At 69.5% G+C, this 20,012-nt stretch carries 21 protein-coding genes; 10 read left to right on the top strand and 11 right to left on the bottom strand.

Going from position 1 to position 20,012, the window contains the following annotated elements; translation table 11 throughout:
- Positions 1-16 precede the first annotated feature (16 nt).
- From sufC to N8J89_RS14385, 5 genes are read right to left on the bottom strand one after another with little or no spacing between them, the layout of a single operon-like run.
- Entirely contained in the window at positions 17-787 is a 771-nt protein-coding gene (sufC, locus tag N8J89_RS14405) for a Fe-S cluster assembly ATPase SufC (protein ID WP_283664850.1), read from the bottom strand.
- A gap of 28 nt (positions 788-815) precedes the next feature.
- A complete protein-coding gene (locus N8J89_RS14400) occupies positions 816-1,142 on the bottom strand; it encodes a Rieske (2Fe-2S) protein (RefSeq protein WP_283664849.1) in 327 nt (108 codons plus the stop codon).
- Positions 1,139-2,314, bottom strand: coding sequence for a Fe-S cluster assembly protein SufD (gene sufD, locus N8J89_RS14395; RefSeq protein WP_283664848.1), 1,176 nt, complete (start codon positions 2,312-2,314; stop codon positions 1,139-1,141). Before sufD ends, N8J89_RS14400 begins: the two co-directional genes overlap by 4 nt.
- Positions 2,314-3,759, bottom strand: a complete 1,446-nt coding sequence (gene sufB / locus N8J89_RS14390) for a Fe-S cluster assembly protein SufB (protein WP_252481703.1) — start codon at positions 3,757-3,759, stop codon at positions 2,314-2,316. The genes sufD and sufB overlap by 1 nt, the downstream gene beginning before the upstream one ends.
- Positions 3,756-4,559: a helix-turn-helix transcriptional regulator gene (locus tag N8J89_RS14385; RefSeq protein WP_283664847.1), complete on the bottom strand. Its 804-nt coding sequence runs from the start codon at positions 4,557-4,559 to the stop codon at positions 3,756-3,758. Before N8J89_RS14385 ends, sufB begins: the two co-directional genes overlap by 4 nt.
- A 138-nt stretch (positions 4,560-4,697) precedes the next feature.
- Between N8J89_RS14385 and mptB the strand changes: the two genes are divergently transcribed.
- Genes mptB through N8J89_RS14370 form a run of 3 tightly spaced genes read left to right on the top strand, consistent with a single transcriptional unit; the run spans position 4,698 to position 8,006 of the window.
- The gene (gene mptB, locus N8J89_RS14380; RefSeq protein ID WP_283664846.1) at positions 4,698-6,239 is read left to right on the top strand and encodes a polyprenol phosphomannose-dependent alpha 1,6 mannosyltransferase MptB; all 1,542 of its coding nucleotides are present in this window, start codon (positions 4,698-4,700) and stop codon (positions 6,237-6,239) included.
- A gap of 46 nt (positions 6,240-6,285) precedes the next feature.
- The gene (locus N8J89_RS14375) at positions 6,286-7,224 is read left to right on the top strand and encodes an ABC transporter ATP-binding protein (protein ID WP_252481700.1); all 939 of its coding nucleotides are present in this window, start codon (positions 6,286-6,288) and stop codon (positions 7,222-7,224) included.
- Positions 7,221-8,006 (top strand): ABC transporter permease, encoded by a 786-nt coding sequence (locus N8J89_RS14370; protein WP_283664845.1) that lies wholly within the window; start codon positions 7,221-7,223, stop codon positions 8,004-8,006. Before N8J89_RS14375 ends, N8J89_RS14370 begins: the two co-directional genes overlap by 4 nt.
- Positions 8,007-8,592: 586 nt before the next feature.
- On the opposite strand, the gene N8J89_RS14365 is transcribed toward N8J89_RS14370, so the two are convergent.
- Positions 8,593-9,048, bottom strand: coding sequence for a nuclear transport factor 2 family protein (locus N8J89_RS14365; protein WP_283664844.1), 456 nt, complete (start codon positions 9,046-9,048; stop codon positions 8,593-8,595).
- Positions 9,049-9,146: 98 nt separating this feature from the next.
- Between N8J89_RS14365 and N8J89_RS14360 the strand changes: the two genes are divergently transcribed.
- The gene (locus N8J89_RS14360; RefSeq protein WP_283664843.1) at positions 9,147-9,707 is read left to right on the top strand and encodes a CGNR zinc finger domain-containing protein; all 561 of its coding nucleotides are present in this window, start codon (positions 9,147-9,149) and stop codon (positions 9,705-9,707) included.
- 87 nt (positions 9,708-9,794) lie between these two features.
- On the opposite strand, the gene N8J89_RS14355 is transcribed toward N8J89_RS14360, so the two are convergent.
- A complete protein-coding gene (locus tag N8J89_RS14355; RefSeq protein WP_283664842.1) occupies positions 9,795-10,370 on the bottom strand; it encodes a class I SAM-dependent methyltransferase in 576 nt (191 codons plus the stop codon).
- A 55-nt stretch (positions 10,371-10,425) separates the two neighbouring features.
- Between N8J89_RS14355 and N8J89_RS14350 the strand changes: the two genes are divergently transcribed.
- The gene (locus N8J89_RS14350) at positions 10,426-11,211 is read left to right on the top strand and encodes an AraC family transcriptional regulator (RefSeq protein WP_283664841.1); all 786 of its coding nucleotides are present in this window, start codon (positions 10,426-10,428) and stop codon (positions 11,209-11,211) included.
- Here the strand turns inward: N8J89_RS14350 and N8J89_RS14345 are convergent.
- Positions 11,201-12,259 carry an SDR family oxidoreductase gene (locus N8J89_RS14345; protein WP_283664840.1) on the bottom strand — a complete coding sequence of 353 codons (1,059 nt, stop codon included), beginning with the start codon at positions 12,257-12,259 and terminating at the stop codon, positions 11,201-11,203. The genes N8J89_RS14350 and N8J89_RS14345 overlap by 11 nt on opposite strands.
- A 68-nt stretch (positions 12,260-12,327) precedes the next feature.
- On the bottom strand, positions 12,328-12,900 hold the full coding sequence (locus N8J89_RS14340) for a TetR/AcrR family transcriptional regulator (protein WP_283664839.1): 573 nt from the start codon (positions 12,898-12,900) through the stop codon (positions 12,328-12,330).
- A 93-nt stretch (positions 12,901-12,993) separates the two neighbouring features.
- Between N8J89_RS14340 and N8J89_RS14335 the strand changes: the two genes are divergently transcribed.
- From N8J89_RS14335 to N8J89_RS14320, 4 genes are all read left to right on the top strand, one after another.
- Positions 12,994-13,791, top strand: coding sequence for an SDR family NAD(P)-dependent oxidoreductase (locus N8J89_RS14335; RefSeq protein WP_283664838.1), 798 nt, complete (start codon positions 12,994-12,996; stop codon positions 13,789-13,791).
- 764 nt (positions 13,792-14,555) lie between these two features.
- Complete coding sequence (locus N8J89_RS14330; RefSeq protein ID WP_283664837.1) at positions 14,556-15,005, top strand: hypothetical protein; 450 nt, start codon at positions 14,556-14,558, stop codon at positions 15,003-15,005.
- Between the two features lie 227 nt (positions 15,006-15,232).
- On the top strand, positions 15,233-16,594 hold the full coding sequence (locus tag N8J89_RS14325; protein ID WP_283664836.1) for a DUF4037 domain-containing protein: 1,362 nt from the start codon (positions 15,233-15,235) through the stop codon (positions 16,592-16,594).
- 314 nt (positions 16,595-16,908) lie between these two features.
- A complete protein-coding gene (locus N8J89_RS14320) occupies positions 16,909-17,802 on the top strand; it encodes a COX15/CtaA family protein (RefSeq protein ID WP_283664835.1) in 894 nt (297 codons plus the stop codon).
- Positions 17,803-17,927: 125 nt separating this feature from the next.
- Here N8J89_RS14320 and N8J89_RS14315 read toward each other — a convergent pair whose 3' ends face one another.
- A complete protein-coding gene (locus N8J89_RS14315; RefSeq protein ID WP_283664834.1) occupies positions 17,928-18,407 on the bottom strand; it encodes a MarR family transcriptional regulator in 480 nt (159 codons plus the stop codon).
- A 127-nt stretch (positions 18,408-18,534) separates the two neighbouring features.
- Entirely contained in the window at positions 18,535-18,828 is a 294-nt protein-coding gene (locus tag N8J89_RS14310; protein ID WP_283664833.1) for a hypothetical protein, read from the bottom strand.
- Between the two features lie 109 nt (positions 18,829-18,937).
- Here N8J89_RS14310 and N8J89_RS14305 point away from each other — a divergent pair, with 109 nt between their 5' ends.
- The gene (locus tag N8J89_RS14305) at positions 18,938-19,906 is read left to right on the top strand and encodes a quinone oxidoreductase family protein (protein WP_283664832.1); all 969 of its coding nucleotides are present in this window, start codon (positions 18,938-18,940) and stop codon (positions 19,904-19,906) included.
- Positions 19,907-20,012 lie beyond the last annotated feature (106 nt).

Genomic DNA, 20,012 nt, shown 5'->3' with positions numbered 1-20,012 from the left:
ATCAAGGGAAATTCCCTCAGAGGGCGGCGGGCTCCGGCTTGCCCGCGTAGCGGACGTAGCCCTCGTTCTCCAGGCGCTCGGCCAGCTCCGCGCCACCGGACTCGACGATGCGGCCGCCGGCGAAGACGTGCACGAAGTCGGGGCTGATGTGCTTGAGGATCCGGGTGTAGTGGGTGATCAGCAGCACGCCCACCTCGCCGTCGGCCTTGAACCGGTTCACGCCCTCGGAGACCACGCGCAGCGCGTCGACGTCCAGGCCGGAGTCGGTCTCGTCCAGCACCGCGATCTTCGGCTTGAGCAGCGCCAGCTGCAGGATCTCGTGGCGCTTCTTCTCACCGCCGGAGAAGCCCTCGTTCACCGAGCGCTCGGCGAAGGTCGGGTCGATGTCCAGGTCGGTCATCGCCGCCTTGACCTCCTTGACCCAGTGGCGGACCGCGGGGGCCTCGCCACGGACCGCGGTGGCCGCGGTGCGCAGGAAGTTGGACATGGACACGCCGGGCACCTCGACCGGGTACTGCATGGCGAGGAACAGGCCGGCGCGGGCGCGCTCGTCCACGCTGAGCTCCAGCACGTCCTCACCGTCGAGCAGCACCGAGCCGCTGGTGATCTCGTACTTGGGGTGCCCGGCGATGGCGTAGGCCAGGGTGGACTTGCCGGAGCCGTTGGGCCCCATGATCGCGTGGGTCTCGCCGGCCTTCACCGTGAGGTTGACACCCTTGAGGATCTCCTTGTTCCCCTCATTGGTGACGACCTCTGCGTGCAGGTCCTTGATCTCCAGAGTAGCCATGGTCTTTCGTTTCTCCTGGTGGAAGCAGTCAGCGGTTCGTGGGGGTGGCCGGGTCCACGTAGACCTCGCCCTCGCGCACGCTCACCGCGTACACGTCGATCGGGTCGCTGGCCGGCGGGGTCAGCGGCTCGCCGGTGCACAGGTCGAAACCCGCACCGTGCAGCCAGCACTCGATGGCGCCGTCACTGACCTCGCCACCGTCGCTCAGGGTGACCTCGGCGTGCGAGCAGACGTCGTGCAGCGCGTGCACCTGCTCGCCGAGGCGGACCAGCACGACCGGCGTGCCGTCCACCTCGGTGCCGTACGGTTTGCCGTCGGCCAGTTCGGCCAGCGGGCACACCCTGAACTCGGTCATGCGCCGACCGCCTCGAGCTCTGCCTCGATGGCGGCCTCAAGGCGCTCGCGGACCTCGGGCACGGTGATCTTGGCGAGGATCTCGCTGAAGAACCCGCGCACCACCAGCCGTCGCGCCTGCTCGACCGGGATGCCCCGCGCCTGCAGGTAGAACAGCTGCTCGTCGTCGAAGCGGCCGGTCGCCGACGCGTGGCCCGCGCCCTCGATCTCGCCGGTCTCGATCTCCAGGTTCGGCACCGAGTCGGCGCGCGCCCCGTCGGTCAGCAGCAGGTTGCGGTTGAGCTCGTAGGTGTTGGTCGCCTCCGCGCTCGCCCGGATCAGCACGTCGCCGATCCACACCGTGTGCGCGCCCTCGCCCTGCAGCGCGCCCTTGTAGACCACGTTGGACCGGCAGTGCGAGGCCGAGTGGTCGACGAAGAGCCGGTGCTCCAGGTGCTGGCCGGCGTCGGCGAAGTAGACGCCGAGCATCTCCGCGTCGCCGCCGGGACCGTCGTAGGTCACCGTCGGGGACAGCCGGACCAGGTCGCCGCCCAGGGTCACGGCGGTGTGCCGGAGCACCGCGTCGCGGCCGAGCTTGGCGTGATGGCTGGCCACGTGCACCGCGTCGTCGGCCCAGTCCTGCACCGAGACCACGGTCAGCTTGGCGCCGTCACCGACGACGATCTCCACGTTCTCCGCGTAGGCGCCGGAGCCGCGGTAGTCCAGCACCACGATGCCCTCGGCGAAGGCCTCGGCGCGCAGCTGGATGTGCCCGTAGGCGGTCTTGTCCGCACCCGCGCCGGTCACCGTGACGATGGTGGCCGTGGTGGCCTTGGTGTCCTTCGGGAAGGTCACCAGGGTCGCCGACGGGTAGGAGCACCAGGCCTGGGCCGCGACCCGGTCGGCGGGCACGCCGGCCACGCCGAGGCGGGTGTCCCCGCGCTCGATGGTCTCCACGTTCACCTCGGGCGCGGCGCTGACCTCGACCGTGGTGGTCCCGTTGGCCGGGGCCGAGCCGTCGTGCAGGTTGCGCAGGCGCTTGAGCGGGGTGAACCGCCACAGCTCCTCACGGCCGGTGGGCACCTCGAACGCGTTGACGTCGAACGAGGAGAACCACTCCGCGCGGGAGGCGTCAGGGACCACCGCACCCGCCCCGTGCGAGTGCGGCGTCACCCCTTCAACAATCGCAGTCATCAGCCGACTGCCCCTTCCATCTGCAGCTCGATCAGGCGGTTGAGCTCAAGGGCGTACTCCATGGGCAGCTCGCGCGCGATGGGCTCGACGAACCCGCGCACCACCATCGCCATGGCCTCGTCCTCGGTCAGGCCGCGGGACATCAGGTAGAACAGCTGGTCCTCGCTGACCTTGGACACCGTGGCCTCGTGCCCCATGGACACGTCGTCCTCGCGGACGTCGACGTAGGGGTAGGTGTCCGAGCGGCTGATCTGGTCGACCAGCAGCGCGTCGCACTTCACCGTGGAGGCGGAGTGGTGCGCGCCCTTGTTGACCCTGACCAGGCCGCGGTAGGAGGTGCGGCCGCCGCCACGGGCCACCGACTTCGACACGATGGTCGAGGAGGTGTGCGGGGCGAGGTGGGTCATCTTGGCGCCGGCGTCCTGGTGCTGGCCCTCACCGGCGAAGGCGATGGAGAGCACCTCGCCCTTGGCGTGCGGGCCCATCAGCATGACGGCCGGGTACTTCATGGTCACCTTGGAGCCGATGTTGCCGTCGATCCACTCCATGGTCGCGCCCTCTTCGGCCTTGGCGCGCTTGGTGACCAGGTTGTAGACGTTGTTCGACCAGTTCTGGATCGTCGTGTAGCGGCAGCGGCCGCCCTTCTTCACGATGATCTCCACGACCGCGGAGTGCAGCGAGTCGGAGGAGTAGATCGGGGCGGTGCAGCCCTCGACGTAGTGGACGTAGGCGTCCTCGTCGACGATGATCAGCGTCCGCTCGAACTGGCCCATGTTCTCGGTGTTGATCCGGAAGTAGGCCTGCAGCGGGATGTCCACCTTGACGCCCTTGGGCACGTAGATGAACGAGCCACCGGACCACACGGCGCCGTTGAGCGCGGAGAACTTGTTGTCCCCGTGCGGGATCACCGAGCCGTAGTACTCCTGGAACAGCTCAGGGTGCTCCTTGAGCGCGGTGTCGGTGTCCTGGAAGATGACGCCCTGCTCCTCCAGGTCCTCGCGGATCTGGTGGTAGACGACCTCGGACTCGTACTGCGCGGCGACACCGGCGACCAGGCGCTGCTTCTCCGCCTCCGGGATGCCCAGGCGGTCGTAGGTGTTCTTGATCTCCTCGGGCAGTTCCTCCCAGCTGGTGGCCTGCTTCTCCGTGGAGCGCACGAAGTACTTGATCGAGTCGAAGTTGATCCCGGTGAGGTCGGCGCCCCAGTGCGGCATCGGCTTGCGCTCGAAGAGCTTCAGGCCCTTGAGCCGGGACTCCAGCATCCACTCGGGCTCGCCCTTGCGCGCGGAGATGTCGCGAACGACCTCCTCGCTCAGGCCGCGTCGAGCGGTCTCGCCGGCCGTGTCCGAGTCGGCCCAGCCGTACTCGTAACGACCAAGGGTGGCGAGCGTCTCCTCCTGGGTCATGGGCTCCGTGGTGGGACGCTGCTCGGCAGCGGCAGTCATGCGGGCTCCCCTCCGTCCGGGATCCGTGCGGTCTGGCCCGGCACCGGTTTCTCGGCCGGTTCCGGACGCGTGGTGGTGGTGCCCGCCGTCGGCGGGACCGGGTCGTTCTGGGAAACCGCCACGGGGATCAGCGGCAGGTGCGTGGTGCACACCGCGTCTCCCCTGGCGATGGTCGCCAGGCGCTGCACGTGCGATCCGAGCAGCTCGGCGAACGCCGTGGTCTCGGCCTCGCAGAGCTGCGGGAACTCGGCAGCGACGTGCGCGACCGGGCAGTGGTGCTGGCAGAGCTGCTCACCGTGGCCGACGCGGCGCGTCGAGGCAGCGTAACCCTCGCTGCTCAGCGCCTGCGCGAGGGCCTCGGCCCTGCGCACCGGGTCGGAAATGGACAACACGACCTCGCGGTGCCGGTCCACCAGGGTGGCGATCCGGCGCTGCGCGAAGGCGCGTACCGCGTCCTCCCCGCCGAACTCGGCGAGGTAACGCAGCGCGGCCACGGCCAGGTCGTCGTAGGCGTGCCCGAACTGCGCGCGGCCACTCTCGGTGAGCAGGAACAGCTTGGCCGGGCGACCCCGTCCCCTCGGCTGACGCCGCGAGGCCTCCCTGGTGCTCACTTCCTTGTCGGCCAGCAGCGCGTCCAGGTGCCTGCGCACCGCGGCCGGGCTGAGGCCGAGCTCCTCGGCGATGCTCATGGCGGTCATCGGCCCCTGCTCCAGCAGCTGCTTGGCGACCGCCTGCCGGGTACGCCCATCAGCACGTTCCGCCTCGTGGGCGGACCGCTGCGGGGTCCCGGCGTTTTTCACAACACAAGTCTTGCTTATTTCCCCGCAACCGGCAAAGGCGGGGCGGCGGGAGGTGACCCGACTCACCCCCCACGCCTACGCACTACCCTTCCGGACGTGGCGTCCGGCGAGGTAGGCAGTGGTGTCAGTGGATCAGTGGTGGAAGGGCGACCGGCAGAACTAGGCCGGTCCAGCCATGGCCGTCCGGCCGGGCTGAACGAGGCCGAACAACGGCAGCTGGACCTGGTCCGCCGGTTCGGCACCCTCGGCTCGCTGCTGATGGCGGTGGGCGGCATCGGCGCCGGCGCCGCGCCGGTGGTCAACCCGTTCCAGGACTTCCCGGTGCTCAACCTGTTCATCCGGGTGGGCACGGTGTCCATGGCCGCGGTCTACACCGGCATGGGCCTGCTGATCGTGTCCTGGCTGTGGCTGGGCCGCTTCGCCAGCCCGGGCCGGGCGCGGCTGGTCTCCCGCTCGCAGATGGACCGCACGCTGATGATGTGGCTGGTCCCGCTGAGCCTGTCGCTGCCGATGTTCAGCCGGGACGTCTACAGCTATCTGGCCATCGGCGAGATGGCCGCGCGCGGCTTCGACCCCTACACCCAGGGCCCGGCCGAGACCCTCGGCGTGGACCACCCGCTGACCAGGGGCGTGCCCAACATCTGGCGGGACACGCCCTCCCCGTACGGGCAGGTCGGCCTGGCCATCGGCCGCGGCATCGCCAGCCTGGTGGGCGACCACCTGATGGTCGGCATCCTGCTGCACCGCCTGCTCGCCCTGGCCGGCATCGCGATGATCGTGTGGGCGCTGCCCCGCCTGGCCCGCCGTTTCGGGGTGCCCCCGGTGGCCGCGCTCTGGCTCGGCGCGGCCAACCCGCTGGTGCTGTTCCACCTGGTCAGCGGCGTGCACAACGAGGCGCTGGCGATCGGCCTGATGCTGGCGGGCTTCGAGCTGGCGCTGTCCCGCTCGGTCATCCTGGGCACTGTGATCATCACCACCGCCGCGCTGGTGAAGCTACCCGCGGTGCTCGCGCTGGGCTTCCTCGGCGCGGTGCTGGCCCGCCGGATGGGCGGACAGTTCCGCGACCTGCTGCGCGTGACGATCAAGCTGTTGATCGTCTTCGGCCTCACCCTGGCGGCCTTGACGCTGGTCACCGGCATCGGGTTCGGCTGGATAGGCGCGCTGGACGTGCCCAACATCGTCAAGACGTTCAAGTCCCCGACCACCGCCCTGGGCATGGCCGCCGGCGGCATCGGCATCCTGCTCGGCGTCGGCAACCACATCGACTCGGCCATCCTGATCGGCCGCGGCCTGGGCTACGTGATCATCGCGATCATCTGCGCCGCGCTGCTGTGGATCGCCTTCCGCACCCGCCAGCCCGGCCGCAACTCCCTGACCGCGCTGGGCATCGCGCTGGGCTGCGTGATGCTGCTGGGCGCGGTGGTGCACCCCTGGTACATGATCTGGGCCGCCATCCCGCTGGCCGCGGCGACGAACTCGCGCCGGTTCCGCACCGCGGCCATCGTGCTCAGCATCGTGCTCGCGGTGCCCGACCCACCGCCCGGCATGACCTACGAGGGCCGCGCCTACGTCATCCCGCTGTCGGTGATCGCGGGCCTGATCATGTGCGCCCTGCTGGTCTGGGCGGTCCGCAAGCACATGCCCGAACCCAACAACGGCCGGAAGCGGGTCCTGTTCTGAAACCCGCCGTCCGGGTGACCCCGCTCTCGGCCTAGGCTTGGCTCTCGTGCGCCCGGATCTCGACGACCCAGCTGTGGCGATCACCGGGCTGGTCAAGCGGTACGGCTCGACGGTCGCGGTCGACCACCTCGACCTGACCGTTCCGCGCGGCCAGGTGCTGGCCCTGCTCGGCCCCAACGGCGCGGGCAAGACCACCACCATCGAGCTGTGCGAGGGCTTCCTCCGCCCCGACGCCGGCTCGATCCGGGTGCTCGGCCTGGACCCGGCCACCGAGGCCGACCGGCTGCGCCCGCGCATCGGCGTGATGCCCCAGGGCGGCGGCGCCTACCCCTCGGTCCGCGCCGACGAGATGCTCCGCCTGGTCGCCACCTGCGCCGCCGAGCCCCTGGACGTGGAATGGCTGCTGGACGTCCTCGGCCTGGCCGAGTCCCGCCGCACCCCGTTCAAGCGCCTCTCCGGCGGCCAGCAGCAGCGCCTGGCCCTGGCCTGCGCCATCGTCGGCCGCCCGGAACTGGTCTTCCTGGACGAACCCACCGCCGGCATGGACCCCCAGGCCCGCAGACTCGTGTGGGAGCTCATCGGCGCCCTGCGCGCCGACGGCGTCACGGTCCTGCTGACCACCCACCTGATGGACGAGGCGGAGAGCCTGGCCGACCGGGTCGCCATCGTCGACCACGGCCGCGTCGTCGCCGAGGGCACCCCGGCCGAGCTGACCAGCGGTGAACCAGACCACCAGCAGCTGCGTTTCCGTTCATTGCCGGGCCTGAACCTGACCCTGCTGACCGCGGCCCTGCCCGAGGGCTGCCGGACCAGCGAACCCCGCCCCGGCGACTACCTGGTGGAGGGCACGATCACTCCGCAGGTGGTCTCCACGGTGACCTCGTGGTGCGCCCAGCACGGGGTGCTGGCACATGAGCTGACGGTGGCCCGCCGCAGCCTTGAGGACGTGTTCCTCGACCTGACCGGACGGGAGCTGCGCTCATGACCGCCACCATCCGATTCGCCCCCGGTACCTTCCGCCCCAACCCGGCCCCCGGCGCCCCCCTGCGCATGCTGGCCGCCCAGTCCGGCACCGAGCTGCGCCTGCACCTGCGCCACGGCGAACAGGTCCTGCTCACCCTGCTGATCCCGCTGGCCCTGCTCGTCGGCCTCACCCTGCTGCCGATCCTCCCCCTGGCCGAACCCCGGGTGGCCACCATCGCCCCCAGGATCATCGCCCTGGCCGTCATGTCCTCAGCCTTCACCGGCCAAGCCATCGCCCTGGGCTTCGACCGCCGCTACGGCGTGGTGAAAAGACTGGCCGCCACCGGCGTGCCGCGCTGGATGCTCCTCTCCGGCCGCATCCTCGCCGTCCTGGGCGTGGTAGCCGTGCAACTCCTGCTCATCACCCTGGTAGCCACCGCCCTCGGCTGGCGCCCCGCCCTGGCGGGCCTCCTCCCGGCGCTACTGCTGACCCTCCTGGGCGCCCTCACCTTCGCCGCCCTCGGCGTCCTCCTGGGCGGAGCCCTCCGCGCCGACATCGTCCTGGCCCTGGCCAACATCATCTGGTTCGCCCTGCTCCTCGGCGGCGGCGTGGCCCTGCCCACCGCCCAACTCCCCGGCGCCTGGGCCGACATCGCCACCTACCTCCCCACCGCCGCCCTGGCCGACAGCCTGCACACCATCACCGCCACCGGCTCCTGGCCCAGCGCCCAGCCCGTCCTGGTGCTCGTGGTGTGGGGCGCCGCAGCCACCGCCTTGGCCTGCCGCACCACCAAGCTCAGCTGACCCAGGCGACCGCCCACTCACCCGGACGACCTCACCCTGGCATCCCCAAACCGATGCCCTGAGCTATCCCCGGCGAACTCGCCAGTCCCAGCAAACCCGCGCGAACCGCAGCCGCCCTCAGCCCCCAAGGCCGTCTCAGCCAGGCCCCGCGGACAGCCACACCAGCCGCCCCCGACTCCCCGGACGGCTGAGCCACCCGCCCAACTCAGGCCGCGCAGCAACCGTTCCCCTCAGCTCCAGCCATCCACCCTCCTCATCCGTACTCGGCCATCCGCGCCTCCCCAGGCGAGCCCAGCCGCCCTCAGCCACCGCGGGGCGAGCCAGTCATCCCTCGGTGGCCCCAGGAAGCCGATCTTCCCCACCGAGCCCAGCCATCGGTGACGCTCCCAGGCGAATCCCACCAACCTCAACCAACCCGGGAGCGCTCGGCCACCTCCCACGCACCAAGACAACGCCACTCCCCCTGCCAGCCGACCTTCAGACGATCCCGTCTGCCGTCTGAATGTCTGCCGTCTGCCCGTACTCCGACCTTCTGCCCGCACCTTCCCGGAACTTCCCGGAACGTCCGGTCCGGCCTTCTAGCCGGTCACCGCAGCGGAATCCCCTGCCCGCGCTCGCTCTCCGGCCGCGGCCCGAAGATCCGCCGCTCGGACTCCGCGATGGCCACATCGTTGATGCTGGCCTCCCGCCGCCGCATGTACCCCTCGTCGTCGAACTCCCAGTTCTCGTTGCCGTAACTGCGCCACCACTGCCCCCGCGCGTCACGCCACTCGTACTGGAAGCGCACCGCGATCCGGTTCCCCGCGAAGGCCCACAGGTCCTTCCGCAGCGCGTACTCCCTCTCCCTCTCCCACTTCCGGGTCAGGAACTCCTCGATCTCCGCCCGACCGGTGACGAACTCAGACCGGTTGCGCCACACCGAGTCCGGCGTGTACGCCGCCGCCACCCTGGCCGGCTCCCTGGTGTTCCAGGCGTCCTCAGCGGCCTGCACCTTCTGCCGGGCGGTGGCTTCGTCAAACGGGGGAACCGGCGCACGAGTCATCGAAAACTCCACCTCTATCTAACGGTTAGAACCGACTACAACCGTCAGAACCCAACCACGAACACCTAACGGAAACAAGCCCCTGCTACCGTGAGAACGTGATACTTCCCGGTGAGCCGCTCCCGGTACACCTGATGAACACCATCTGGGCCGACCGCAACGGCATCCACGACACCCTGGCCACCCTGGACTCCCTCCGCGGCTGGCTCGCTGTCGTACACGACGACGCCACAGCGCAACGGATCACCGAGGACGACATCCCCTACTTCCACACCCTGCGCAACGCCCTGCGCCGCCTGGCCGCCCACCGCACCGAGGACCCCCGCGCCCGAGCCACCACCAGCCCGCTCACTCCGCACCAGGCGGTGGCGATCGTCAACCGCACCATCGCCCAGTCCCCCACCAGCCCCCAGCTGTCCCTGGCGGACAACACCCTGAGCAGCACCGCCATCAGCAAGGGCACCCCCGCCACCCAAACCCTGGCCGCTTTCGCCACCCAGTCCATCCCGGTGCTCGCCACCGCGCCCCTGCACGCCTGCCTCGCTCCGGCCTGCGTCATCTACTTCACCAAGGACCACCCCCGCCGCGAATGGTGCTCAACCACCTGCGGCAACCGGGCCCGAGCCGCCCGGCACTACAACCGCCACAAACCCACCTGATCGCCCCCACTCGCCCACCTCGCTACCACCCGAGGTGCGCCCGCCAGCGCCTCCGCCGGCCCAGCCACGGACCACGTCAGGCCCCTGTCATGACAGGGGTTTACGAGCACGGAACCGGAACGACCGGCCAGGCACCGCGGTCAGCCAGATGTCCCGGAACCCCACCGCCCGGAGCCGTGGCGCGAGCGTGTCCGGATTGACCGGCACGTAAGTGTCGTTCAGATGGATGAGCCGGAAACCCAGACTCGGCACCCCGTCCATCCCGGCGAACGTGCCACCCGGCCGCAACACCCGGAACGCCTCGGCGAACACCCTGTCCTGCAAGGCCACCGACGGCACGTGGTGCAGCATGGTGAAGCTACCAACTCCGGTGAAGCTGTTGTCCGGCAACGGAATCGCTGCCCCATCACCCTCCAGCACGCGCACCTGGTCACCCAGCCGAGCTCGCAGCCCACGCGCCAGGTCGACATCGATCTCCACCGCGGTCAACCTCGGCACCCGCGCCGCCAGGGCCACGGTCGTCGCGCCATAACCCGGACCGATCTCCAGCACATCCGTGCCCAGATCGACGCCGTCCAGCGCCCACGGGATCAGGTCGCGGGCCACCGCCCGAGCCCACATATCCGAACGGCACAACCAGCGGTGATAGCGGTTCATCGGCATGTTCCCGACACTAGGAACCACCCGCGGTGACCGCTATGAGCTAACCTGCCAACTGATGTCGCCATCCGGACAGGCCACGCCCATGCTGGTGCCCGCCTCGGGAGCGGTGCTGGTCGGCAGCTTCGACCTGCCTCTGGGCACCCGCTTCGACTGGCACCTGCACCCGGTGCACCAGCTCGCCTGGGCCGCCAGTGGTGTCCTGGCCGTGACGACACCGGACGGCACCTGGGTGCTGCCGACCAACCGCGCGCTGTGGCTGCCCGCGGGCATCGGGCACAGCACCGCTGCGATCGGCAGCGCGACCATGCGGAGCCTCTACCTCGCCCCTGCCGCCTGCCCACCGGACTGGCCGGCGACCTGGGCGCAGCCGACCGTGGTCGCCGCCCCGCCGCTACTGCGCGAGCTGATCCCCTACCTGGGCCAGGAAACTCTGTCCCCGCAGGCACGCGCCCGCGCCGAGGCGGTGGTCTTCGACCTGTTGGAGCCGCTGCCGGTGACCACCCTGGCGGTGCCCAGCCCACATGATCCACGCACCCGGGCGATCAGCACCGCCCTGACCGCCGACCCGGCTGACCCACGCACCCTGAGCGAGTGGGGCCGCCGGGTCGGCGCCAGTGAGCGAACCCTGGCACGCCTGTTCCGCACCGAGACCGGCCTGCCGTTCGGCCGGTGGCGAACCCAGCTGCGAATCCAGGCCGCGCTTCCGTTGCTGGCACACGGAATGGCGGTGTCCACAGTGGCCAGACGCGTTGGTTACGAGAGCACCAGCGCGTTCGTGGCCGCTTTCCGCGCCACGGTCGGCCTGCCGCCCGGCCAGTACTTCGGCCGAGTCAGGGAATGACCCGTCGTTTGCGCATCTCTGTGAAGATGTCAAAGAACATCCGCTCGGTCTCCACGTATCGGTGGAACCCGAATCGCCGTGCCTTGGATCCGTCGGCGAACATGTCGTAGTCCCACGAGAACACGAAGTCCCCGAAGGCCCACGAGGACACCTCGCGGTAGCTGTGTCCAGCCAGTCCGTGCACCTCGGTCATCTTGTCCCACAACGGTTCCTTGTCAGCCATCACCGTGGCCAGCGACATCTGCAATGGCGGCGCGACCGGCAGCTCGAAGTACTCGGCGATCTTCGGCCACAGCTCGCTCCACCGGAACAAGTCACCGTTGTTGATATTGAACGCCTGGTTGGCGCACGCCGGATCCGTTGCCGCCCACACGGTCGCCTCGGCCAGCAACCCCGCGTCGGTCATCTCCAGCAGCGCGTCATAGGCGCCCGGCTTGCCAGGGAATCGCAGTGGCAGACCGAGTTCCTTGGAGATCGAGGCGTACACCGCGATCACCATGGCCAGGTTCAGCGGGTTGCCGAGCCCGAACCCGGCGACCACTGACGGACGAATCGCCGACCAGGTCCAGCTCTTGCCGGCCTGGCGCCGAACCAGGAAGTCCTGCTGGTCCACGTTGAACTCCGGCGGCATGTGGCCGGCGTCGTCCTCGCGGGCCGGGGTCTTGAACGGCCCGAGGTGCGCGCCGTAGACCTTGTAGCCCTGCATGAGGCTGATGTGTTCGAGTCCGGCCGCGACCGGCTCGATCGCCTCGACGACGTTGACCAGCATCGCCAGGTTCGGCACCACCAGCTCCGCCCAGCTCGGACGGTCCTGGTAGGCGGTGTAGAAGACGTGCGTCACCGAATCGAACTCGGCCAGCTTCTCTCGCGTGTCCACCGGATCCAGCAGATCAACCGAGACATACCGCAGCCGTTCCCGATCAGCGCCGCCCCGTCGGGACAGCCCGATGACCTCCCAATCTCCCAGCTCGAGCAGGTGCTCGACCAGGTTGCCGCCGATGACGCCGTTCGCGCCGACGACCAACGCGACCTTCCCCGCAGTGCTCATAGGAAGATCTTCGGATCACTTCAGCGATGAGTCCAACTCTTCGTTCTCATGCTCACCATGAGAAGAACTCATGCCGCACGCAGACCGTCCAGCAGCACCGCCAGCAACCTGCGCCAGGCTTCGGACTCGGAGTCCTTGGTGGCCAACACGATCGGCCCGAAGGACAGGACGAACAACCCGATGTCTCCGGCACTGACATCGGCTCGCAACGACCCTTCCTCATGAGCACGTTCGACCAGATCACCCAGCGACTGCTTCAGGTGCCTCTGACACGCCTCCACCGCGGACTCCGCCACGGTGAGGCCGTCCAGGAAAGCCCGGTTGGCGGCCATCAGCTCGATCGTGTGCTCGATAAGGGCACGAAGCCCGTCCCATGCCGCGGTCGAGTTCCGAGCAGCGGCGGCGCGCTGCTCCCACTCCACGATCTTCGCCTCCAGCGCCGCTTCGACCAGCGACTTCTTCGTGCTGAAGTGGCGATAGAGAGTACCCATGCCCACATCAGCAAGTCGGGCGATCTCCCGGACATCCACTTCCAGCCCGCGCTCCCGGAACGCCTCCGTGGCCGCATCGAGGATCTGGGCCCGGTTCCGCGCAGCATCGGCCCGCAGTGGCTTGGTTCCCGCATTGTCCGCCGCACTCATTCCTCCACTCTAGTCGCCAACTGGAGCATCTGCTCCGCCTCTGCTAGGTTGACTATACGGAGCAGATGCTCCCCTTGCAAACGAGAGGACGCCATGGCCACCACAGTGATCTCCGGCGGCACCGACGGTCTCGGCCGCGCACTGGCCCAACACCTGCTCCGAGCAGGTGAAACGGTCGTGGTGATCGGCCGGGACGTCGAGAAGTTCAAGACGCTGCCGGCCACTCGCGCGCACTTCGTCCAGGCCGACCTGCGCCTACAGCGGGAGGCGGAGCGAGTCGCCGCCCACATAGCCAGGGAGCACCCGAGCGTCGACACCCTGTTCCTGGCCGCCGCCCACGTGGTCCGTTCCCGCACACTGACCACCGAGGGCGTCGAACACAACCTGGCCCTCTACGCCCTCAGTCGCCACATCCTGGCCACCGCCCTGCTGCCGCAACTGAGCGCTTCGCCGCGCCCGGTCATCATCAACACCTCGGTCCCAGGAGCACCCAAGTCGGCCGTGCGCTGGCAGGACCCCAGCCTGGCGAACAACTACAGCTGGCGGACGGCCAACCACCAGAGCCGTCGCGCCAACGAACTGTCCGCCCTCTTGCTCACCAAGGCCCAGCCCCGGCTGAAGTACGTGCTGTACAACCCACTGTTCGTCCGGAGCAGTCTTTCCGGCGACCTCTCCCCGGTTCATCGCGCGATCATCCGGGTCCTGTTCCGATTAGCGCCCTCCCCGGAACAGGCACTCACCCCGATCCTGGATCTGCTGGCCAACCCACCGAGGAGCCGCCTGTCGGCATACACCAGGAAGAAGCGCTTGCCTCTGGAGGTGACCCCTGACGACCACGCCGAGGCACTCCGCTGGGAGGCGCTGACCACGTACCTCCGAACCCGCATCTGACCCAGCGAGACAACGAAGATCACCCCAAGGAGGCGCCCGGAACGACACCGTCGAGCTGTTGGCGTGCCGGCACCACGCCACCGTTTCGACTACAGGCAGGCGGTCCCGCGGTCCACGCACCCCGGCTTCCCCCACCCAGCGACGCACCCCAGCCGACGAGAGCGACTGGCGAGCGAGCGACCCCCACGGCGAACCAGGCGGTGATGCCCCACCCTACGAAGCCCCCGACACCTACGTGATCGAGAAAGGTGGCGTGACCAGAGAAGGCGACGCGCGCCGAAGTCGTGGAACCGCCTGGGCGCCCAGGCGGCAACTCCGGCGGTACGCCGCGCAACTCCATGGGTGCACGGCAGCCCCGCTGCGGCTGCCAGGACGAGGAAACCAGACCATCGCTCTAGAGAACCTTGGGAGGCAACGTCATTGAACGTTAGGCCGGTCGTCACATCCGAGACGACCGGATGGAGGCAAGGCCGTGGTGACCGTGAACGATCTGGCGTGGTGGCGTTCCTGGCGTGACCGCCAGGTGCATGCCTTCATCGTCAGTGGACTTGATCCACAACAGCCGCCGGTCGAGCTGACCGCGATCTGCGGGCACCGCGCGCCGACGACCGCCGTGGAACCACGGAGCGCGGGCATGCCGTGCGTACTGTGCATCGCCCGAGCACCGGTAGGTGAACAACCTTGATCTATGGGAGTTTTCCCTACCTGCTGTCCGGAGCCTGGAACCCCTGACTCGGCGTTTGTCCGGGAGCAGAGTTCCTGGCATGACGCAGACACTGGTTGCCCCGCAGGTTGTGCCCGTCGCCGTGCGGCGAGCGGCCGCGTTGTGGTTCGTCGCAGTGGGCGCGGGCGTGGTCGAGACCGTGCTCGGCATGATCGAGCACCAGCCCACGTTCGCCGAAGCCGTTGTGCCCGTGGGAGTTCGCATCGCGGTCACCGCGATCCTGGTGCCGATCATCCTGGCCCTGCACCGAGGGCGGGGATGGGCACGGATCGCGCTGGCGTTGCTGCTGGGCGTGCTGGGAATGCTGTCACTGGTAGTCGAGCCGATCTCGTGGCTGGCCGAGGGCAACGATCCGATCGCCGCCTTCGCAGGCGCCGACGCTGGATTCCTGGTGTTCGCCGCGGTTCGGGCGCTGCACATCGTGGCGGTGGTCGGGGCGTTGGCATTGATGTTCGCACCCGGGGCCAACGCCTGGTTCCGGCGGCGCTGAACGCCGACCGCGTCTGACCGCCAGGGCCGGAACAGTCGCCGGACCGGCTACATCGGACAGGGGACGGTGCCCGGAGAGAGCTGTAGCTGGAGGGGGCTGCATCGTCGGCTCGGGGCTCGGGGCTCGGGGCTCGGGGCTCGGGGCTCGGGGAGATGCTCCCAGCGAGGACGGCCGCGGCGCGGGAAATCCAGTCGCTGCTCGCCGAGGGACAGAGCACGATGCCGGGCATGGACTCCGCGTTCGTTCCCGGGTTGGAGCTGTCTCGGCGGTACTACTGGGAGGTGGTTGAGCCGTTGCTGCGCAGGCACTTCGGGGGCCTGCCGCACACCGCGGCGCGGATCGGCAGCGGTTCGGAGGTGCTCGGGTTCGACACCGAGCGGTCCGCGGACCACGAATGGGGGCCTCGGCTGCAGTTGTTCCTGGGCGCGCAGGACGGTCGACGATTCGGCGAGTCGATCCGGGTGATGTTGGCTGAGCGGTTGCCGAAGGAGTTCTTGGGGTTTCCGACGCATTTTGAGCCGACCGAGGATCAAGGCGTTGGCGTCATGCGGCTCACCGAGGGGACGGTGAACCACCGCGTTGAGGTCAGCGGACTTGGTGACTGGTTCGGGCGGACGTTGGGGTTTGATCCACGGGTGGCGGTCTCGACCGGGGATTGGCTTGTCACGCCTACGCAAGCGCTGGCGGAGGTCACTGCCGGAGCGGTCTTCCATGACGGGCTCGCGGAGCACAGCGGCGCGGGCGGCGAGCGCGTGGATCACGCAGACCCGGATCACGCAGACGCCGATCAGGGCAACCCCGAACAAGGGAACGGTGGGCTGAGGAACGATGGACAGAGGACCGGCGATCAAAGAGACGGCGATCAGAGAGCCGATGATCAGCTAGCCGCGGATCATCCGGGCATGGGTCAGCTAGGCGCGGACCGCCGGAGCACGGACTTGGCGCGGGCTGGGGACTCGACGTGGGCCGGGGACTTGGGCCGGGTCGGGGACTTGGATCAGGTTGGGGACTTGGGGTGGGCTCGGGAGCGGTTGCGGTGGTACCCGGCCGAGGTGTGGCGGTTCGTGTTGGCTCGGCAGTGGGGGCGGGTGGCTGAGGAGGAGGCGTTTGTCGGGCGGTGCGGGGAGGTTGGGGATGAGGTCGGGTCCGCGGTGGTCGCGGCGCGGGTGGTTCGGGACCTGATGCGGTTGTGCCTGTTGATGGGGCGTCGGTATCCGCCCTATGGCAAGTGGTTGGGGAGTGCGTTTGGGCGGCTGCCGGTTGCGGCGGAGTTGGCGCCGGTGTTCCGGGAGGTGCTGGCGGCGCGGGACTGGCGGGAGCGGGAGGCGGGGTTGGTTCGGGCGTATGAGGCTGTTGCAGCGGAACACAATCGGCTGGGGTTGACCGAGGTGGTTGATCCGGCTGTGCGGGGATATCACTCGCGGCCGTTTCGGGTGTTGCGGGCGGATCGGTTCAGCGCGGCGTTGTTGGCCACCGTGACGGATCCGGAGTTGCGGGGGCCGGGGGCCGTCGACCAGTGGGCGGACAGCACGGTGTTGCTCACTGACCGGGGGTTGAGCCGGCGGGTGGGGTGGAGCGCTGTTACGTAGCCCGGCGACAGGTGGTGGGGTGGGGCGGCCTACCATCGGGTGCCGTGCCTCCCATTGACGCCGAGCCGCCAGCCAACTCTGACGCCAGCCCATCGAGGGCCGCCGCGCCGTCGAAGGACGCGGGGTCAGCCACCGGTGTGACGCGAGGCGGGGACACGAAGGAACCAAGATCGGTGAGCGACCCGCGGGAGCCGGGAGCGACAACGCAAGACACCGGCATTGGCGCTGAGTCCGGGGCTGGGGCCAGGGCTGGAGATGCGGCTGGCGCTCGGGGGAAGTCTGGGCCTTCTTGGGGTTTGACCAGGGGTTTTTTGGTGACGAACCTGGTCTTGCAGGTGGTCATCGCGGTCACTGGGTCGGTGGTTCGGGTTACCGGGTCTGGGTTGGGGTGTCCTACTTGGCCTAACTGCTTCCCGGGGAGTCTGGTGCCGATTGAGCATCCGGAGCTCGCCTGGTTCCACCAGTGGATCGAGTTCGGGAACCGGCTGCTCAGCGGGGTGGTGGGGCTGGTCGCGCTGCTCTGCTTCGTGCTGGTCTGGTTGCACCGGCCTCGGCGGCAGCGGTTGACGCGACTGGCGGCGGCAACGCTGCTGGTGACCATCAGCCAGGGGGTCATCGGCGGGATCACCGTGCTGGCGGGGCTGGTCTGGTGGACCGTGGCCGGGCACTTCCTGGTGTCGATGGTGCTGGTGTGGCTGGCCGTGTTGCTGGTGCGGGCGCAGTTCGAGAGCGATGACGCGGTGCGGCCACTGGTGCCTGCGGCGTTGCGGCAGCTGCTGGTGGTGAGCACCGTGGTGCTCGGCGGCGTGCTGGTGGTGGGCACCATGGTGACCGGGGCGGGGCCGCACGCTGGGGACGCGGAGACCGCTCGGTTGAACGTCTCGGTGTCGGGGTTGGCACAGGCGCATGCCGATCTGTTGTTCCTGTACCTGGGGTTGTTGATCGCCTTTGGGTTCGCGTTGCGGGCGGTGGGGGCGCCTCGTGGGGTGTGGCGGGCCTACGCGTGGTTGATCGTGACCGTGCTGGCGCAGGGGTCGATCGGGATGGTGCAGTACCTCACCGGGGTGCCGGAGGCGTTGGTGTCGCTGCACGTGCTGGGGGCGGCGTTGGTGACGCTGGCCATGGGCAATGTGTGGGCGGCGACCGGGGATCGGGGCGTGGCGGCCGGGCGGCCGGAGCTGGTCGCGGAGGACGCGCGGCGGGGCTGACCGTCGGGGCAGGTGGCCTGCCCGGCGGGCAAGTGGCCGGGCAGGCAGGGCGACCGGCCGAGCAAGCGGGCAAGCGGCCAGCCGACGGGGCGAACGGCCGAGCAAGCGGGGCGGACGGCGAGGGATCAGCGGGGTTTGGCGGCGGACCACTTGGCTGGGAGTTCGGCTACTTCGGTGGCCAGCCAGCGGTAGTAGGCGTCAACGGTGCGCAGGCGTTGGGCCCGGTCGCCTTGGCCACTGAGCAGGCGGAGGCCTTCGTGGGTCAGTTCGTTGACGGCGGCGATGGCTTCCAGGCGTTGGAGCATGACCTCGGCCCAGGCTTCGGCGCGGACCTGGTAGACGGCGGCTTCACGGCCTCGGCGGGTCGTTTTGCTCACCAGGCCGCGGGCCATCAGCAGGCGGACGTTGGTGCTGACCGAACCGCTGCTGGCGGACAGGGCAGCGGAGAGTTCCGCGGCGGTGCGTTCTGGGGGGTCGCAAATAAGTAGGAAGCCCAGGATTCGGCCGGCGATGAGGGGCATGCCCTCCTGGGCTTCGAACTTGGCCGCAAACGTTTCGATCCAGTCGGACGGTTGGCGACCACCAGTGCGGCTGATGTCGGACACCGTGGGACCTCCCCATTTTCTTCAGTTGGAACTGAAGGGATGGTAGCAATGGAGGTGCCTGGGTGTGCGGAAGTGATCGCGGGAATGTCGCGCGGCGCGGCGTGGCGCGCGACGGGTGGGGTGTGGGTCAGCCTCGGGCTCGGGGGCCTGCCATCTTTCGGCGGTGCTCGGGGCCGATCTTGGTGGCGGCGATGGTCTCGCGGTCCCATTCCTTGCCGTCCAGGCCTTCGACCTTGGCGACCAGGGCTTCGCCGGTGGCGACGTCGGGGACGATCACGTCGCCCAGGGCTCCGTCGTCTCCGACCAGGACTACGCGGACGCCGGCTCGGCCGATGTTCTCCACAACGGCGCGGGCGGACTTCCCGTGGGCAGCGACAAACGCGGTGGCGGCGGCGACCGCGGCCTTCGAAGGCTCACTCACCCGGGTCACTCTAGCCGCTGGGACCGGCAAGTCCGGCGTGCGGGAACACGTCCGTGACCGGTTCTGTTGGCAACAGTGACCGGCGAAGATCAGGTGAGAGGTGCGGTTCATGCGAGCGGTGCAGGTACAGGCATACGGTGGACCCGAGGTGCTGGTGGCGGCCGAGGTGGCCGATCCGGTCGCCGGGCCTGGGGAGCTGCTGGTCCGGGTGGCCGCCAGCGGGGTCAACTACATCGACACCTACCACCGCACCGGCGTCTACCCCGTGCCGCTGCCGTTCACCCCCGGCCTGGAGGGCGCGGGCGAGGTGGTCGCGGTCGGCGACGGGGTCACCGGGCACTCGGTGGGGGCGCGGGTGGCCTGGGCCTCGGCGATCGGGTCCTATGCCGAGCTGGTCGCGGTGCCCGCCTCGGCCGTGGTGCCGGTGCCGGACGGGGTTGACCTGGTGGTGGCCGCCGGGTCGATGTTGCAGGGCATGACCGCGCACTACCTGACCACCTCCACCTACCCGGTGCAGGCCGGGGACGACGTGCTGGTGCACGCGGCCGCGGGTGGCATGGGACTGCTGCTCACCCAGTTCGTCAAGGCCAAGGGCGGGCGGGTGATCGGCACCGTGTCCACCGCGGAGAAGGAGAAGCTCGCCCGCGAGGCCGGGGCGGACGAGATCATCCGGTACACCGAGGCCGACGTGGCCGAGCAGGCCCGTGCGCTGACCGGCGGGCGTGGGGTGTCCGTGGTCTACGACGGGGTGGGGGCCTCGACCTTCGACGCGAGCCTGGCCAGCCTGCGGCCGCGCGGGGTGCTCGCGCTCTACGGCGCGGCCAGCGGGCAGGTGCCGCCGGTGGACCTGCAGCGGCTCAACCAGGCCGGGTCGGTGTTCGTCACCCGGCCCAGCCTCGGCCACTACACCGCCAACCGCGAGGAGCTGGTGTGGCGGGCCTCCGAGGTGCTCAGCGGGGTGGCCGACGGCTCGCTGAACATCCGGATCGGCGCGCGTTACGCCTTGGGCGAGGCGCGGCAGGCGCATGAGGACCTGGAGGGGCGGCGCACCACCGGGAAGGTGCTGCTGCTGGGCTGATCGCGGCCTCTCCGGCGCCCCCTGGTCCGTACGGGCCGGGGGGCGCTGTCGTCTGCTTCACAGTCTGAAACTTTGCACGCTGTGAAGTTTTCTGGTTTCGTGGATG

This window comes from Crossiella sp. CA-258035 (assembly GCF_030064675.1).
Lineage (GTDB): Bacteria > Actinomycetota > Actinomycetes > Mycobacteriales > Pseudonocardiaceae > Crossiella.
Note: the sequence above shows the minus strand (reverse complement) of the source record. Positions and strands in the feature narration are given on the sequence as shown.